The sequence below is a fragment of the Shewanella glacialimarina genome (genome assembly GCF_020511155.1).
Taxonomy (GTDB): Bacteria; Pseudomonadota; Gammaproteobacteria; order Enterobacterales; family Shewanellaceae; genus Shewanella; species Shewanella glacialimarina.
Window position 1 is genome coordinate 4,236,362 of record NZ_CP041216.1, and the last position, 18,639, is coordinate 4,255,000.

The window sequence follows — 18,639 nt, forward strand, 5'->3', positions numbered from 1 at the left end:
TGGCTTAAGTCACCTCAGCTCAATGTATTATTCGTCTGCGTTTTCGTGAGGTTTTCGCTTTACGATCCGTTTGGTTACGGTAAGCCAATCTAAACTCACCCCTGATATGGCACTAAAGCCCTTAATACGGAATATGAGTTGTAAAAATTGCGGCCTTGGCCGAATTTTAGGTTCAATAGAGCGCGGAATAAACCATAACGTGACCATACAGCGCATCACAGTAGACACAATAAACACCACAAATATCGGGCTAGATAACCATTGATTAAGTCCGGTGAATACCAAGAAGTCATTGGCATAAGTGGCAATAAACCCACCGACCATGGCACCGACAAATACAAAACCTGCACTTAATGATGCCTGTAATGCGGCATAGGTCGCAAAGTCGCTGCGAAAAGGCCGAATGTCGTATAAGTAGTTAGCGGTACAAAGGGTAAAGCCACTCCACGCTAGACCTGAAAAAACTTGTAGGGCAATGATATACCCATAGTGATCAGAAAAAATCCACAATAGTGGCAAACAAGGAATTAAGCAGCTGGTGATTATCATCACAATTCTATTGCCATATAAATCGCTAAAACGGCCCCAAAACCGCAAAGTAACAAACTGGGTAAAAATGGAGGCGACACTGGCGAACACAAATTCTAAATAGGTAAAATGTAAGTCTTCTAACATGTAAACCGCAAAAAACGGTGCAGAGATTGCCACCATACATTGCATGCCGGCGACAAATAAACTGTATTGACGGAAAACCTTATCTGCCCAAGCACTGCGAAAATTGACCAATGTCTGGGTAAAATAGCCTTTCTCTTTTGCGCAACAAGGTTCAGGGTCATGCATTTGCAGTAATAACCATGCTGACACTAATCGTCCCATAAAGGCGATTGAAAACAGTAAACTAAACCCTAGCCAGGCCATTTGATAGCTGTCGGTAAGACTTAAAATACCGCCGCCAACAAAAAACACGCTCAAGGACGCTGCCATAGTTAATCTGGTGCGGGCAGCAAAAAAGGCTCCTCGACGTTTGTCGGGCACTATCGCCCCCATCCACGCTCGCCAATGGGGCTGAATCAAGTTAATAAAACCGTGATATAACACCGCTAAGCCAATAAACATCCACACTGCATTATCAGGCCTGAGGGCGGCGACTAATCCCATTGCCAATACCACCAGCGCTTGTAAGATGGCTGATGTGACAATAAAAAGTTTACGGCTAAAGTGACTGGCTAACCACACTGACAATAACTGCGATATCGCACCAAATAATTGCGGTAATCCGGTAACAAAACCCATTTGCCCCATGCTTGCGCCTAAAAATATGGCATAAGCATTAAAAAAGTTATCACTGGTGGCGGTCATGGCTGACGATGCTATGGCTTCTTGCTGAGAACGGCGCAACGTCCGTCGCAGCCACGACAATCTATCGCGACTGCGTGAACAAGGGTTAGTGCTGCTAGACGAATGTTCTAAAGCCATAAGATGTATGAATGCACGCCATTGATAAGTGATTGATTACGATTACTGATTAACGTTACTGTTTAAAATTATGTCTGATAAGTGTCCAGCTAACAATCTATAATGATCACATAATCCGCTATTATCATTGTAAGCTTTTATGTTTACAGTGCTGTTTAAGCCCTGTAAACATAAAAGCCCTGCTGGTATCCACCAGCAGGGCTTTTTGATAAATGGGTGTTAGCCAAACTATTCAAACCAATAACGCTATAGTTACGCTTTTTTGGCTGCGATGGCTGCGTTAACTTGATTAATCGCAGTGCCGCCCAGTACGTCACGTTTTTCTAAACACGCTTCAATGGTGAGGTTTGGATACACATCATCGCTAATCACTTGGGCAAATTTTTGTAACTCAGCCACGCTTAACGCTTCAATCGGCTTTTGCTGACCAATAGCAAATACCACTACTTCACCAACCACATGGTGCGCTTCACGGAACGGCATGCCTTTGGCGACAAGGTAGTCTGCTAATTCTGTCGCGTTAGCATAACCTTGCTGAGCTGCCACTAGTGCTTGCGGGCGATTCACTTTTAAGCCCGACAACACTAATGCGGCCATGTCTAAACAAATTGCCCAACTGTCGACCACATCAAACAAGCCTTCTTTGTCTTCTTGCATGTCTTTATTGTATGCCAATGGCAAGGCTTTCATTGTGGTTAAAATACCCATTAAACTGCCATATACACGGCCGGTTTTACCCCGAATAAGCTCTAACGCATCCGGGTTTTTCTTTTGCGGCATCAATGATGAACCAGAAGTGACTTCATCGGCTAGCGAGATAAAATTGGCTTCGCCAGAGTTGAAGAAAATTAAGTCTTCGGCCATACGGCTTAAATGCATCATGCTGATTGATGCTGCGCTACACAATTCAACCACGTGATCGCGATCTGACACACTGTCTAAGCTATTCAGTGTTGGGCGAGCAAAGTTTAACGCTGACGCTAACGCATGGCGATCTATCGGGTAGGCTGTGCCAGCAAGTGCACCAGAACCTAATGGACATGAATCGGCACGCCCCAATGCATCTTGTAGGCGACTAATGTCACGCTCATACATTTCAACATAAGCTAACGCCCAATGGCCAAATGTTACTGGCTGTGCACGCTGTAAATGGGTGTAACCTGGCATAACGGCGTCAACTTCACGTTCTGCTAAGGCAATTAACTCCGCATGTAATGTACCTAAACGAGCCAGCAGTGCTGCACCTTCTTTTTTACACCACAGTTTTAAATCGGTAGCAACCTGGTCGTTACGTGAACGGCCAGTATGGAGTTTTTTACCTAAGTCACCCACTTTGGCAATCAGCTTTTGTTCAACAAAGCTGTGAATATCTTCGGCGCCGTTGCTGATAATCGCTTGGGGATCATTACCCACTTCAAGAAGCAATTCATTTAATGCCGCTTTTAAATCACTACATTCTTTGGCTGTAATAATACCTACGCTCGCAATGGCGTCCGCCCAGGCGATAGAGCCGACAACATCTTGTTCAAATAAGCGGTAATCCACTGGCAATGAGTCATTAAATAATTTGAAAAGTGCACTGGTTTCGCCTTGAAATCTTCCGCCCCATAACGCCATCTCGGTATCCTCTTTTTTGCTATTCAATTAAGTCGATTAGATCAATATTGTCTTCTGGTAATCACTCTTTAAGCACTCTTTTATTCACTATTTTGTAAGAAGAAAAGTGATTACAAGAAGGGCGCTTTACAGCGCCCTTTTTAGATTGCTTAAGGTTTATTTCGTATTTAGCGCGCGAATACGGCTAGCTAATGAATATAAACGAATAAAGCCTTCTGCATGCTTTTGGTCATACACTTCATCTTCACCAAAGGTAGCAAAAGCTTCTGAATACAAGCTGTTTGGTGAGCGTTTTTTAACTGGTGTAGCTTGGCCTTTGTAAAGCTTGATCACCACATCACCATTTACTGATTCAGCTAGCGACTCAGATGCGGCAATAAGTGACTTACATAATGGCGTAAACCAACGACCGTCATAGACTAAATGCGACATTTGGGCAGCGATCTGCTCACGCCAAGTACGGCTAGTTTTATCTAGCACTAATTCTTCAATGGCACGAAGACCTGCAAACATCACAGTGCCGCCGGGTGTTTCATAACAACCACGGGACTTCATGCCGACTAAACGGTTTTCAGTAATGTCGATACGCCCTACGCCATGTTTACCGGCAATGTCGTTTAACTTCATTAATGCGGCATACGGCGATAATGCTTCATCGTTTACATGGGTGATTCGACCGTGTTTAACCGCCAGGGTTACATATTCTGGCTCATTCGGCGCATCTTCAGGCGCTACGGTTAAGGTCCACACACCTTTTGATGGCTCGTTCCATGGGTCTTCTAACTCACCGCCTTCGTGGGAAATATGCCATGCGTTAGCATCACGGCTATAAATTTTAGTCGCCGATGCACTGGTTTTAATATCACGCTCAGCTAAGTAGGCAAGCAAGTCTTCACGGCTACGCATTTCCCATTCACGCCAAGGGGCGATCACTTTTAAATCCGGTGCTAGGGCAGCAAAACAGCCTTCAAAACGTACCTGGTCATTACCTTTACCGGTACAACCATGACATACGGCGTCTGCGCCGACTTTACGGGCAATTTCAACCTGTGCTTTGGCAATAATTGGACGCGCCATTGAAGTACCTAACAAGTAAGTGCCTTCATAAATCGCGCCGGTAGCAATAGTTGGGTAAATATAATCAGCAACAAATTCTTCTTTCAGGTCAACGATGTAGCATTCTGATGCCCCTGAAGCGATGGCCTTTTCGTGTAAGCCCACTAATTCCTCTTCGCCTTGACCTACGTCGGCACAAAAGGCCACGATTTCACAATCATCATAGGTTTCTTTTAACCATGGGATGATGGCTGAGGTATCTAACCCGCCTGAATAAGCGAGGACGACTTTTTTAACGCCGGTTTTTTTCACTGCACTAGACATGTTTATTTTCCTACAATCGATTACGTATATTTTGATATATGAATAACGCCAATGGCATTACTGACTTAATCATCAGACTAACTTAATAAGGTGACCAATACTGCATTTTGAGCATGCATACGGTTTTCCGCTTGATCTAAAATTAATGAACCTTTGCCATCGATAACTTCATCAGTTACCTCAACACCACGGTGAGCAGGCAAACAATGCATAAAATATTTTGCACCCGCTTTAGTCATTAATGCTGCATTAACTTGGTATGGGCTAAAGCGCTCTTTAATTTCAGCTAAAGAGGTTTCATCACCCATTGAAATCCAGGTGTCGGTATAAATGGCGTCATGGCCTTCAATCTGATTGATATCAGTAGATAATGTCAGCTTACCACCATTTTGTGCTGCTAAAGCTTGTGCCTCGGTAACCACCAATGCATCAGGAAAATACCCTTCAGGGCAAATCACTGTCATGGTTAAGCCTAAAATAGCTGCACCATATATCAATGAGTGGGTGACATTATTGCCATCCCCTACATAGGCTAATCTCGCCTGACTAACATCATCAAACTTTTCTGATAATGATAAAAAGTCTGCCAATGCCTGGCATGGGTGATATAAATCAGATAACGCATTAATAACCGGTACACTACCGTACTTAGCTAATTTCTCTATTGTGCTATGCAGGTATGTTCTTGCAACAATGGCATCAGCCCAGCATGAAATATTAGTGGCAAAATCAGCCACTGACTCTCGTTCACCTAAAGCACCGTTTTGCTGGTCAAGGTACAAACAATGACCTCCTAACTTGTTGATGCCAATATCGAAGCTTACTCGGGTACGCAGTGATGGCTTTTCAAATAACATCACAACGCTTTTTCCATCTAACGCACGACGGTACTCAGCTGGGTTAGCTTTCATTTTTTTAGCTAAAGCTAAAATATCCAGTAACTGAGTTTGAGATAACTCTTTTATCGACAACAGGTGCTTCATAAACTACTCCATTAAGGCTGTATTTGGGTCCCAATGGACCCACCTTGTGCTAATGTTTTTAACTGTTCAGTATCTTGCCAAGAAGCAACTAAAACCGGCTTGCCCATCCATTGAGCCACTTCTAACGCGGCTTCAACTTTGACTTTCATGCCTTTTTCAATCACGCCTTCAGCGATTAGGGTATCAATTTGGCTTTTATTTAAACTTTTAATCACTTGCTTGTTCGCATCCCACACGCCTGACACATCAGATAACAGCACTAAAGTCCCGTTAACTAATTTGGCCAATGCGGTTGCTGCCTGGTCTGCATTAACATTGAGCATCTGGCCGGCATCTGAAATGGCGATTGAACTACAAATTGGCAGCCAGCCCTGCTGTAAAATGAAGTTTAAGTAGCTAGGATCATTTGGGGTCACTTCCCCAACCAGCCCTAAACGCTCATCTTTAATATTAGCCTTAACAACCTGGCCATCACCTAAACTCATGCCTACACTAACTACGCCAGCTTTGGCGGCTGCAGCTTGTAAGATTTTGTTCGATGTACCCGCTAATGCACCCACCACAATGCCAATTTGATCGGCTGGGGTAACGCGTAAACCGTCAAGTTTAATAATCTCTTTACCATTAGCCGTTAATTGCTCATCAACTAAGCAACCGCCACCGTGAACTAAAACAATTTTCTGCCCTGCGGCAGTCATGTCTTTAATCGCCGACATTAAATTAGCCATACCGGTTTCGGTTTGCAGTAATGCGCCACCCACTTTAAGTACTAAAACAGAATTAGTTATCATTTTTGTTATCCTTGTTTTATGTAGTGATTAAACGCCAAAGTGGATCTTGATGCACTGTAAACCTTGGCTTGCAGCACCTTTCATTAGGTTGTCAATCGCGCTGGCAACCACTAGATAGCCGCTGTTTTCGTCGTATTTCCAACCTAAATGACAGTTTGGTGTCAATACCACATCGTCCACTTTAGGAAATTGATTATGCTTAACCGTCACAATGGGTGAGCTGTCATAAACGCTATAGGCTTTAGCAACATCAGCTTCTGTTGTACCTGGCTTTAACTGCACAGTAATTGTGGCCAAAATACCACGCTTGAAATTACCTAAATGCGGTGTAAATATCACTTCTTGGCCTAATTGCGTGGCAATTTCAGGCTGATGCCTGTGACCTAATACGCCATAAGGTGTCAGGCTGACTTCACAAAAACTGGTATGTAAATGCGCTTTACGTCCCGCTCCTGTGACACCACTTACCGCATTAATCACTGGATAAGCGGCAGTAAGCAAAGGCTTCAAAGGTTTTAGTGCTGTTAATGATGCCGTTGGATAACAACCAGGCACGGCAATCATTTTAGTTTGCTTAATTTGCTCGCTATTCCATTCAGCTAATCCATATACCGCATCAGCAAGTACGTCTGGGTGAGTATGTTCAAAGCCATACCACTTAGGGTATTGAGCGACATCAGCAAAACGATAAGCACCACTTAAATCAAATACTGCTAAGCCTTTTTTATAAAATTCTGCCGCTAATTCCAAACTAATTGAATGCTCTGTTGCCAAAACTACGCCATCCGCTTCAGCAATAATGGTTGCTTTAGCTTCGTCGGTTAATGGAGATAGCACATAAGGCATATGACTATAAGTTGGATAAAGATCAGCAAGTTTACGCCCTTTATCTAGGCTACCTTCAGAGACATACAACCCCTGAACAGATAAATTAGCGTCAGCATTTATCAAAGACGTAATTTGTGCTCCTGTGTAACCACTGGCACCAATAATTGCGATGTTTTTCATTATGTTGTTGTCTTTTTTTGTTATAAATGGAAGTGTTAGCATAGTACATTTAGACGGGGGACGTCTAATCTAGAACTATCGTCGCAGGAAGTTCTTATTGATTATTGGTATATTGGATTTAACAGCAAAGTTACACATATTTATTTTCATTTCTTACATTCTAGTTGTAGTGCCTTAGTCATCTGTTTGCTAGACTAGCACACAATAATTTTTATGCAATATTATTGAATAAGTATTTTAATAATTTCCGACATAGGACAACTAATGAGTACACTCCCTGACCTAAAAAGTGCTTTTACACAGCTAATTGGCACTCCATCTATCAGCGCGCTTGAGCCGGAGCAAGATATGAGTAACCATGCAGTTATTGCCTTGTTACAAGATTGGTTCAGCGAGTTAGGCTTTAGCTGCGAAACCCCAACGGTTGAAGATTCACGCAATAAGCAAAACCTTATTGCTCGTATTGGCCAAGGGGAAGGCGGTTTACTATTAGCTGGCCACACAGATACAGTGCCTTTTGATCAAGGACGCTGGAGTCAAAGCCCATTTGAGTTAATTGAAAAAGATAATCGTTGGTACGGCCTAGGTACCTGTGACATGAAAGGCTTTTTTGCCTTGGTACTTGAAGCGTTAAAAGACATGCCTCTAGCAGACTTTAAACGCCCACTGACTATTTTTGCCAGTGCCGATGAAGAAACCACTATGAGTGGTGCCAAAGCATTTGCCGACTCAAAGGTCATTGCACCTGATTATGCGGTGATCGGTGAGCCCACCAGCTTAAAACCTGTTTATATGCATAAAGGGCATTTAGCTCAAGGTATTCGAGTCATTGGTCGCAGCGGTCATTCATCTGACCCAGCCCGCGGATTAAACGCCATTGAAGTAATGCATAAAGTCATGGGGCAGTTATTGAAACTTAAACAGCATTTAAGTGAAAACTATCGCGAAGATGCCTTTACCGTTCCCTACCCTACAATGAACTTTGGCCATATTCACGGTGGTGATGCAGCTAACCGCATTTGTGGTTGTTGTGATTTACACTTAGATATTCGTCCTTTACCAGGAATGGAATTGACCGATCTTGAACTCATGGTGCTGAATTATTTAAGTGACATTAGTAAAGAATATCCAGGCAGTATTAGCGTGAGTACCTTATATCCTGGCGCTGAATCATTTGCGGGCAAAGCAGACAACCCATGGACAAAACTGGTTGCTGAATTGTCAGGCCATGAAGCTGAGGTAGTTAACTACTCAACCGAAGCGCCTTACATTAATAAGTTAGGCTGCCAAACCTTAGTTTTAGGACCTGGGAGTATTAATCAAGCCCACCAACCCGATGAGTTTATTGGCTTAGAATATCTCACACCGACAGTAGAATTGATCAAAAAGATGATTTATCACGCATGTATTAAGTAATTTTTAACCAAAAAAGCCTTAAAACCGCTTTTGTTGAAATTTTTTAACGAAATAAAATTACCAAACGCGGTGTTTGTGTATTGACCGAATACTGTACGATGGTTATTGTGATAGTAAGTAGTGCAAGTTTAACCTAGTTTACTTTGGAGTATGTATGGCAGAGCAAGTGGCAGATATGTATGCCTCACTGAGATCGAATGTGGGACATTTAGGCCAAATTTTAGGTGAAACGATGCAAAGCCACCTCGGCGATGCATTTCTTGAAAAAGTAGAACAAATTCGAATTCTTGCTAAACAGGCACGTAAAGGCGATGAATCCTCTCGCGAGCAAATGTTAGCATTGCTGACCTCATTGCCAGATGAAGAATTAGTGCCGTTTGCCAAAGCATTTAATCAATTTTTGAACCTAGCTAACATCGCCGAGCAATACCACACCATTAGCCGTAATTGCGATGAGTTAGTCTGTGTGCCAGACCCAGTAGAGCAACTGCTTGGGCGTATTCTTAACACAGACTTAGATGAAAATGATGTGATTAATTGCTTAAAGCAATTAGAAATTGATTTAGTGTTAACCGCGCATCCAACTGAAATATCTCGTCGTACTTTGATCCAAAAATATGCTGCGGTTGTCGATTGTTTAACAGATCAAGAAAACAGCCAACTGTCAGACCGTGAGCGCAACCAAAACAACTTACGTTTACGTCAATTGATTGCCCAAATTTGGCATACTAATGAAATTCGCAGTGAACGCCCAACACCTGTAGATGAGGCTCGATGGGGCCTAAGCACAATTGAAACCTCTCTATGGCAGGCTATTCCTGACTTTCTACGTCAATTAAATGATCAAGTCGAACAGCGAACCGGTAAAGAATTACCGATTAACATCGCCCCGGTTCGTTTTTCTAGCTGGATGGGCGGTGATCGCGATGGCAACCCATTTGTGACCCACAAAGTCACCCAGGAAGTATTAGACAGAAATCGTCATGCTGCAGCGCGTCTGTATTTGAAAGATATTGTGGCATTGGTTGGCGAGTTATCTATGGAGCAGGCTACACCTGAACTGCTTGAACTCACTAACAATAGCAATGAGCCGTACCGTGATGTGTTACGCCAATTACGTTGTAAACTGCGTAAAACCATTGATTATTTGAATATTCGACTTGAAGGTCGCTTTCCTGATGTTGATACCAGTGAACTGATTTGGCAACAAGCGGATCTGCAAGCGCCATTAGAACTGCTTTATAATAGTTTATGTGACAGTGGCATGAAACTGATTGCCAATGGGTTACTGCTCGATATCTTACGTCGTCTAGCCAGCTTTGGTATTCATATGCTGCGCCTGGATATTCGTCAAGATTCGACTCGCCACAGCGATGTGATTGCCGAGCTGACCCGTTATTTGGGCTTGGGTGATTACAACCACTGGGATGAAAATGAAAAACAAGCATTCTTGCTGCGCGAGCTCACTAATCGCCGCCCATTAATTCCAGCGAATTGGCAGCCAAGCGAAGATGTTGCCGAAGTCATCAAAACCTGTGAACTGATTGCCAAACAGCCTAAAGAATCTTTGGGATCATATGTTATTTCGATGGCGGGTAAGCCGTCAGATGTGTTGACCGTTTTATTGTTATTAAAAGAAACCGGTTGCAGCCACCCGATGCGCGTAGTGCCATTATTTGAAACCTTAGAAGATTTAACCAATGCCGCTAGCTGTATTGAGTCTTTATTGAATATCGATTGGTATCGTGGATACACCAAAGGCATGCAAGAAGTCATGATTGGTTATTCTGACTCAGCTAAAGACGCCGGTGTTATGGCTGCAGCTTGGGCGCAGTATCGCGCACAGGAACAGTTAGTCGAAGTCTGCAATAAAGCCAACGTCAAACTGATGTTGTTCCATGGCCGTGGTGGTTCTATCGGACGAGGAGGTGGGCCTGCTCACAAAGCCATTCTATCTCAACCACCGGGTTCAGTAGATGGCCGTATCCGTGTAACTGAGCAAGGTGAGATGATCCGCTTTAAATTTGGTTTGCCAAAATTAGCGGTACAAAGTTTAGCGCTTTATACCTCTGCGGTAATGGAAGCGACTTTATTACCGCCACCTGAGCCGAAAAAAGCATGGCGCGATTGTATGCAGCGCATTGCCGAAGAATCAGTGCTGCATTATCGCGGTATAGTGCGTGAAGAAAAAGATTTTGTGCCTTACTTTCGCGCGGCGACACCTGAAGTTGAACTGGGTAAATTACCCTTAGGCAGCCGTCCTGCTAAGCGCAAAGTCGATGGCGGTATTGAGAGTTTACGTGCTATTCCTTGGATTTTTGCTTGGTCACAGAACCGCTTAATGCTACCGGCATGGTTAGGTGCTGGTGAAGCGCTAAATGCCGCCATCGAACGTGATGAACTATCATTATTGCGCGAAATGGAAGCAGAGTGGCCATTTTTTGAAACACGTATTTCTATGCTAGAAATGGTTTACATGAAAGCTGAGCCTAACTTAGCCCGCTATTATGAAAAGTGTTTAGTGAAGCCTGAATTACATCATTTAGGCGAGAAGTTACGTCAACGCTTACAACTGGGTATTGATACCGTATTGTCATTAACTGAGTCAGATCAGTTAATGTCGCATACTCCCTGGAATCGTGAATCAGTTAAACTTCGCAATCCTTACATTGATCCATTAAACTTCCTACAAACCGAGCTATTAGCCCGTACACGTAAAGAAGCTGAGCCTTCTAAGCACGTACAACTGGCGCTAATGCTTACTATCGCGGGCGTTGCCGCAGGCATGAGAAACACAGGTTAATGAAAACACTAAAGCTGATTTTTATCAGTTCCTTGCTAGTACTGACAGGTTGTGCCAGTCAGTACAGCATTACTGAAAATGAGATAGAAAATTACCTTAATAAAGAAATGCATTTTGAGGTAAAGCAAGGTAACCAAATTATTGGTATTAATTTGGTGCTTAACGACATGCAAGTCAGCTTAGGTGATAAACCTAATACTATGGGATTAACGGCAACGACTCTTGTGCGTATTCGTAATCCTTTAATGCCAATTAGTGCTAAGCTTAAAACAACGTTTGAAGCACAGCCTTGGTATAACAGCGAAACTAAAAGTATCTATTTACGCAATTTGGATTTAGTTAATGTCAGTGCAGATCCGGCCGATTTAGAGCAAGCACTGACAGCCATTACCCCACAGGTAATGAGCTTCTTACGTGGATTTCTAGAAAGTCAGCCGGTTTACACCCTTGATATGAATGATTCAAATCAAGCGTTAATGGCCAAAATGACCAAAGAGCTCGCCGTTCAAAAAGGCAAATTGGTAGTTAAGTTTTAAGCCCGAAAAAGTATGATTAAATAAAAGCGCCAATAGGCGCTTTTTTGTTTTTTGTTTTTTGTTTTTTGTTTCAGGCATCTATTGCACAGACTTTAAAATAAAAATACGATAACTGCGCATTGTATATAAAGGATACTGATCATGTCGTTAATGGATGACGTCAACCAGCTGAAAGATGAGCTCGAAACACTTAAACAACTACAAACTAACAATCAAACTCTGCTAGCAGATCATTTAGCCGCTTTCGGCGAGAAGCTCGACTTGCTGTCGAGCCAAGTTAACGCCTCGGCTGATGATGATCAGGCATCACTAGAATTAATCACTCAGCCCGATATCGCTCAATTAGCCATAGACACCCTAAGCCCTGAAGATGTGACCGTCACGCAAGTTCATCTTGATATTCATGGTAATATTACTCACCAATTACCCGCATCAAAAGGTTCGTTGTCAGCATTACTTGAACAACTTACTAATGGGTTATTTGAGCTATCTTCACAAGCGCTGTCACCATTTTCTGAGGTCAGCAGTAAAGCGCGACAGTTTTATCAAGATTACCAAGCCAAAGGCTTAGGCCCAGTTTTCTTAATGACACTGGCTGGCATTATTACCCTCACACTCGGATTTGGCTATTTACTGCAGTTTTCCATTAATCATTGGCTGTCTGATTTGGGTAAAGCTTTACTGGGCTTAGCCACTTCCAATGCAGTCATTCTCGGCGGCATATTTATTCATATGAAGCGTCCAGGAATGCGCGAGTACTCCTCCGCAATTGTCGGGCTAGGCTTAATCCTTAATTATCTTTGTCTGTATTATTTAGGTCCTTATTTTCAATTGGTTCCAAACAGTATTAGCTTAGGTTTGTTACTCGCTAACACCTTACTAGGTTACGGGCTGTCAAATAAACTGGAAACTAAAGTTGTTGCTATCGTCGCCATGTTAGGTGGGTCGCTAGCGCCGCTATTGCTGTTTGACGGAGCGACTGCAGCTACCTTATATTTGCCTTACTTAATGTTATTAGGCTGTTGTTCTTTATATCAAAGCTATAAATTAACTTGGCCGACACTGATAGAAATCACCGCGATACTTCATATTGCATGCATACAATATGCCTCGGTTTATATCGGTATTTCCAGTGATGTAAATACCTTATACGCTATTAATTTATTCGCTCTGCATGGAATGTTTTATTTATACAGTGTGGTGAGTTTATTATTACTAATCAAAACATCACTTAGCGCCAGACTATTAGTGATACCCATTTCTCTATTGGTGTTTTTTGTTTATATCATCGGTGATTTATACCATTTTGCTGGTGAGATATTCCTGGTTAATGCACTCGTATGCTCGCTACTTTACTGGTGGATAAAACAGGACAAACAAATTGGGGAGTTAACATTGGCTTTTGCAGCCAGCTTTGCAGCATTTGCCGCGTTATACATGCTCAGTCCTCATTTGCTTGGTTTGGTATTATTACTCGAAGGCTTATTACTTATCTGGATTGGTTGCAAACAACAGTTAATTGCTATTCGTTTTGAATCTTATGTATTGCTGATTTTAGGGCTGCTCAATAGTATCGTCACCTTACTCGATGCCCTAACTAGTTCGCTCTCATCTGCTTGGCAAACATCATTGTCGATTAGCGTAATGATGATTATCAGTTGCGGCATTATCTTCGCCGCGACTAGATTATTACTGCAGCATAAAGTGCATTTAATACCACTAGAAAAAACCATTACCATCGTCGGACAAGAGTTTTTTAACCTTTTATACTCGATTACTTTTTTAATTATTATTTACTTTATTTCACCAGAATACTGCTTAAATGCTATTCCTATTATAACTGGATTATTACTGGTATTAAGTGCACGACATTCATTAAGATTTACAGAAATTCTGGCATGGCTATGGCTAATTCCGTTAATGGGTTTGGTCGCTTATGGCATTGTAGAGGCAAACAGCTTTAGTCTTTCCGCTCAAATGTTGAATGCTAAACTCGCTCGCATCGAATTATTTGTTTGTTTATTGGCAGGTTATTATTTGTACCAGAAATACTATCCACAAGCCAAACTGATCAAACTCGCTTATTACACTCAATTGGTATGTTTCTTTGTGCTGCCATTGTTGTTTTTACCTAAAGTGATACGTAATTACGCAGACTATGTGCCTATCGCATTATGGTTAAGTACGGTGATAAGTATTAGTTTAGCCTATTACGTTAACCATAAGGTTTTACGAGTGCAGGCTAATGCATTAGCCTTTATAGCCACTTTCGCCACTGCAATATTCTGCATCGAGCAACAATGGCAGGGGTTAGTCGCGTTATTAGTTGGCACTGTACTGATGGGTCTTATAGCTAAGCGTTACCTCTCTCTCAATGATAAGTGGCAATCAACCATTAAACCAATCTGGCATTTAAGCCCCTATTTCGCTGCGCTAGTCATTGTAGTGATTGTTCAAACGGGCATTGGCTTTATTGATAATTCTTGGGCCATTACCTTAGCCATTTTAAGTGGTTACTTTATGCTAGTGACCGAACGCACCAACCCTATTGGTCGCTTCTTTTTAGCACCGATTAAAGTCAGTTATCGTATCGGCTTTTATGCTATTTTTGGCTTTGCTGCATTGCCTATTTTAGTTCATTTCGACATGCCACTTGCTGTAAACATCAGTAATGGATTACAAGTTGCAGCTGAAATCATCGTATTGTTAAGCTTAGGTTATTACCTCACTAAACGGCGTTCTGGAATAAAAATAAACTGCTCGTCAATCGCGAAAATCGGCTTTAAGTGGGGATGGCATACACTATTAGTCGTGAGTTATTTGATATGGGCAAAAGCATTAGCAGGCGATCTTGCAGCAACTGTAAGTGCAATTCTAATGGTGATACATGGCAGTGTATTGATGTTTTTAAGCTTACGACCACATCATCAAGATTTACTCAAATTGTCAGGCATTTTATTTGGGATAACAACGTTAAAAGTCATTGTTGTCGATATGGCTTCGTTCATACTGGTGCAAAAGGTTATTGCTTTCATGCTAATCGGGATCATATTGCTCACGGTTGCGTATTTTTATCAGCGCAGAAAAAATCAAATATCCCCAAAGAGCGAACCTGAGGGGATTAATTGATTAATGACTTAATGCCGACGTTTATTATTTTTCAAATCGACTAATTGATGGGTAATCTACTATGACAGCTTCATCCAATAACGCACGACGTAACATGTCATAAGCAACGGCAGTGCTGAGGCTTCTCACTAACTGTCGAGAGCGACTAGGCAGCTTAACCATTTGACTGTAGATACCATTACGCGTCGCGAGTGCTATTGCAACTGTGCCGACTGGCTTTTGATCAGAACCACCTTCAGGGCCAGCAATTCCGCTGGTCGCTAAAGCGAAGTCACTGTCGAGTATTTTACGCACGCCTTCAGCCATTGCTTCGACGGTTTGAATAGAGACAGCTCCGTGATCATCTAATATTTGCGGATTAACGCCAAGTACTTTTACCTTGGACTCATTGCTGTAGGTCACTAAGCCATGATGTAGGTATGATGAGCTGCCAGCGAAATCAATTAACTGACTGGTGATCATTCCGCCAGTACAAGATTCTGCCACACTTAAACTAAAACCGGACTGGTATAACCTTGTATGGATCTCTTCAGCTAAGGTCGGCTTATTTTCCGCCACAACGGCAGTGCCTAAACATTCCTTAACCGCTTTTGTCACCTGAGGCAACGCGCGAATAGCCTTATCACCGCGGGCAAAAATCTTAATTTCGATATGCGGCATAGAAGAGCGATAGCCTAGCTCGATACCCTGGGGGAAAGTCAGCTCAGTCAACATATCAGCAAGTGTAGATTCGCCGTAACCAATGGTGAGCAGCTTATGCAGCTGCGTGTTATCACCTGAACCAAACTCTTCGGTAATAAAAGGCACAAATTGTTCTTTAAACATGTGTTTTAGTTCAAAAGGTACTCCCGGAGTAAAGAATAACCAGGCCTTATTTAACTTCACCCTAAAACCACAGGCGGTGCCTACGGGATTATCGATCATCACCGCCGACTCAGGCAACCAAGCTTGTTTTAAGTTGCTCTTCGACATCACACGGCCATTTTTGGTAAACCAATTCTCTAGATGATCGCGCCATTGCTGATTCTCTATTAGGTCCTCACCTTTCGCTTTTGCCATAGCAAGCGCAGACATATCATCACTTGTTGGACCTAACCCACCATTCACTAAAATAACGTCAGCATGCATACTCCTCTCTTGAAAAGCAGCCACTAAATCCGCTAATCTATCGCCAACAGTAGTGCGTTGTTGCATCTCAATACCCAAAGACATTAATTCATTGGCAACCCAGGCGGCATTGGTATCAACAATCTGGCCAGATAACACTTCCTCACCAGTACAAATCATCTCAAGCTTCATTGCTTTTTCCTTTATAACAACAATTGCCCCATAAGTTAGGCAACCAATATGGCAATAGCAAGAAAATAGATCGATTTATCTGTTCCTATTAAGTGTTAACAAGAAAACAGCTGGTTCATCAGGCAGATAACAGACAAAAAGTGTCACCAGATTAGCCACACAAAGTGTAAAAATAGATTGATGACAAACATCGACAGGAACGACATTAATCTAAAATAACGCTATCCAATTGGCCCTTATTAACTTATTACAACGAAAGCATCAACAATAATACCAAATTCCAGATACGAATAAGGCCTTCGAATTGCTGCAAAAGCCTTTTTCGTATCGGTGAAATGGACGCTTATTGTCTATAAAACAAACCATCTGACATCGATATGTCAGGCTAACGATACTCTAGAGCAGTAAACGATCCGTAATGTTGGTCTATTTCTATTCGCAAAATGCAAAGCATCAACAATAATACCAAATTCAACATACGAAACAGGCCTTTGCATTGCTGCAAAGGCCTTCGGCGAAGCGAACGCTGCTGGTAACAAGAGTGAACCAGCGCCCCCCGGCGTGACAGGCCGCTGCCCCGAATCTATGTCTCGAAAAAGTCTTAACCAACAAAACTTTCACCAATATTTATAAATTTCACATACGAAAAAGGCCTTTGCATTGCTGCAAAGGCCTTCGTCTTAAGTTGGCGGAGCGGACGGGACTCGAACCCGCGACCCCCGGCGTGACAGGCCGGTATTCTAACCAACTGAACTACCGCTCCTTTAGCAAATTGCTTACGCACGATGCTAAATCTTTTTAAGTCACTGATATGTCACTATCAGGAGACTTCTCTTTCTTAAAAGAGAAATTAGGCGCCTGGAAATGACCTACTCTCACATGGGGAGACCCCACACTACCATCGGCGATACTGTGTTTCACTTCTGAGTTCGGAATGGGATCAGGTGGTGCCACAGCTCTATGGTTTCCAGACAAATTTGGTTATCTAACGCCATTTAACTAGCATTAAATAATAATTCGGAAAGCTGATTGCTCATTAGAGCTTCTTGAGTTCGCACTGTCTAAGTGTCCCATCCTAACAACTAAGGTTAGTAAAACCCATCTGGGTTGTATGGTTAAGCCTCACGGGTCATTAGTACAAGTTAGCTCAACGCCTCACAACGCTTACACACCTTGCCTATCAACGTAGTAGTCTCCTACGGCCCTTTAGAGAGCTTAAAGCTCTAGGGATGACTCATCTTGGGGCTCGCTTCCCGCTTAGATGCTTTCAGCGGTTATCGATTCCGAACGTAGCTACCGGGCAATGCCATTGGCATGACAACCCGAACACCAGCGGTTCGTCCACTCCGGTCCTCTCGTACTAGGAGCAGCTCCCCTCAATCATCCAACGCCCACGGCAGATAGGGACCGAACTGTCTCACGACGTTCTGAACCCAGCTCGCGTACCACTTTAAATGGCGAACAGCCATACCCTTGGGACCGACTTCAGCCCCAGGATGTGATGAGCCGACATCGAGGTGCCAAACACCGCCGTCGATATGAACTCTTGGGCGGTATCAGCCTGTTATCCCCGGAGTACCTTTTATCCGTTGAGCGATGGCCCTTCCATTCAGAACCACCGGATCACTATGACCTACTTTCGTACCTGCTCGACGTGTATGTCTCGCAGTTAAGCTGGCTTATGCCATTGCACTAACCGTACGATGTCCGACCGTACTTAGCCAACCTTCGTGCTCCTCCGTTACTCTTTGGGAGGAGACCGCCCCAGTCAAACTACCCACCAGGCACTGTCCTCAACCCCGATAAGGGGCCAGAGTTAGAACATCAAAACTACAAGGGTGGTATTTCAAGATTGACTCCACTCCATCTAGCGACGAAGCTTCAAAGTCTCCCACCTATCCTACACATGTAGGTTCAATGTTCAGTGCCAAGCTATAGTAAAGGTTCACGGGGTCTTTCCGTCTAGCCGCGGGTATACGGCATCTTCACCGCAATTTCAACTTCACTGAGTCTCGGCTGGAGACAGCGTGGCCATCATTACGCCATTCGTGCAGGTCGGAACTTACCCGACAAGGAATTTCGCTACCTTAGGACCGTTATAGTTACGGCCGCCGTTTACCGGGGCTTCGATCATGAGCTTCTCTTGCGATAACCCAATCAATTAACCTTCCGGCACCGGGCAGGCGTCACACCGTATACGT

General features: G+C 43.1%; 11 protein-coding genes, 1 tRNA gene and 2 rRNA genes (1 of these 14 running past the window's edge). 4 read left to right on the forward strand and 10 right to left on the reverse strand.

Translation table 11 applies throughout. The annotated features are described in order from the left end of the window. Nucleotides 1–27: 27 nt before the first annotated feature. The 6 genes from FJ709_RS18525 to argC all read right to left on the reverse strand — a co-directional run bounded on the left by FJ709_RS18525 (nucleotide 28) and on the right by argC (nucleotide 7,255). On the reverse strand, nucleotides 28–1,476 hold the full coding sequence (locus tag FJ709_RS18525; protein ID WP_226411928.1) for an MFS transporter: 1,449 nt from the start codon (nucleotides 1,474–1,476) through the stop codon (nucleotides 28–30). 252 nt (nucleotides 1,477–1,728) lie between these two features. Beyond that, complete coding sequence (argH, locus tag FJ709_RS18530) at nucleotides 1,729–3,093, reverse strand: argininosuccinate lyase (RefSeq protein ID WP_226411930.1); 1,365 nt, start codon at nucleotides 3,091–3,093, stop codon at nucleotides 1,729–1,731. Between the two features lie 156 nt (nucleotides 3,094–3,249). After that, nucleotides 3,250–4,473, reverse strand: coding sequence for an argininosuccinate synthase (locus FJ709_RS18535; RefSeq protein WP_226411932.1), 1,224 nt, complete (start codon nucleotides 4,471–4,473; stop codon nucleotides 3,250–3,252). Nucleotides 4,474–4,550: 77 nt separating this feature from the next. Continuing rightward, nucleotides 4,551–5,456 (reverse strand): ornithine carbamoyltransferase, encoded by a 906-nt coding sequence (locus FJ709_RS18540; RefSeq protein WP_226411934.1) that lies wholly within the window; start codon nucleotides 5,454–5,456, stop codon nucleotides 4,551–4,553. 11 nt (nucleotides 5,457–5,467) lie between these two features. Beyond that, entirely contained in the window at nucleotides 5,468–6,247 is a 780-nt protein-coding gene (gene argB, locus FJ709_RS18545) for an acetylglutamate kinase (RefSeq protein WP_226411936.1), read from the reverse strand. Nucleotides 6,248–6,274: 27 nt separating this feature from the next. Continuing rightward, nucleotides 6,275–7,255, reverse strand: a complete 981-nt coding sequence (gene argC / locus FJ709_RS18550; RefSeq protein ID WP_226411938.1) for an N-acetyl-gamma-glutamyl-phosphate reductase — start codon at nucleotides 7,253–7,255, stop codon at nucleotides 6,275–6,277. Nucleotides 7,256–7,519: 264 nt separating this feature from the next. Between argC and argE the strand changes: the two genes are divergently transcribed. The 4 genes from argE (at nucleotide 7,520) to FJ709_RS18570 (ending at nucleotide 15,139) form a co-directional block, all read left to right on the forward strand. Further along, entirely contained in the window at nucleotides 7,520–8,671 is a 1,152-nt protein-coding gene (gene argE / locus FJ709_RS18555; RefSeq protein ID WP_226411940.1) for an acetylornithine deacetylase, read from the forward strand. Nucleotides 8,672–8,825: 154 nt separating this feature from the next. Next, nucleotides 8,826–11,474 carry a phosphoenolpyruvate carboxylase gene (ppc, locus tag FJ709_RS18560; protein WP_226411942.1) on the forward strand — a complete coding sequence of 883 codons (2,649 nt, stop codon included), beginning with the start codon at nucleotides 8,826–8,828 and terminating at the stop codon, nucleotides 11,472–11,474. Next, nucleotides 11,474–12,010, forward strand: a complete 537-nt coding sequence (locus tag FJ709_RS18565; RefSeq protein WP_226411944.1) for a DUF1439 domain-containing protein — start codon at nucleotides 11,474–11,476, stop codon at nucleotides 12,008–12,010. Before ppc ends, FJ709_RS18565 begins: the two co-directional genes overlap by 1 nt. A gap of 141 nt (nucleotides 12,011–12,151) precedes the next feature. Next, the gene (locus FJ709_RS18570) at nucleotides 12,152–15,139 is read left to right on the forward strand and encodes a DUF2339 domain-containing protein (RefSeq protein WP_226411946.1); all 2,988 of its coding nucleotides are present in this window, start codon (nucleotides 12,152–12,154) and stop codon (nucleotides 15,137–15,139) included. A 24-nt stretch (nucleotides 15,140–15,163) separates the two neighbouring features. Here the strand turns inward: FJ709_RS18570 and FJ709_RS18575 are convergent, their stop codons facing one another. The 4 genes from FJ709_RS18575 to FJ709_RS18590 all read right to left on the reverse strand — a co-directional run. Continuing rightward, nucleotides 15,164–16,438 (reverse strand): CinA family nicotinamide mononucleotide deamidase-related protein, encoded by a 1,275-nt coding sequence (locus FJ709_RS18575; RefSeq protein WP_226411948.1) that lies wholly within the window; start codon nucleotides 16,436–16,438, stop codon nucleotides 15,164–15,166. A gap of 686 nt (nucleotides 16,439–17,124) precedes the next feature. Beyond that, nucleotides 17,125–17,201 (reverse strand) — tRNA-Asp (locus FJ709_RS18580). 93 nt (nucleotides 17,202–17,294) lie between these two features. Further along, nucleotides 17,295–17,410 (reverse strand): 5S ribosomal RNA (gene rrf, locus FJ709_RS18585). A gap of 139 nt (nucleotides 17,411–17,549) precedes the next feature. After that, nucleotides 17,550–18,639, reverse strand: a 23S ribosomal RNA gene (locus tag FJ709_RS18590) (it continues 1,813 nt past the right edge of the window).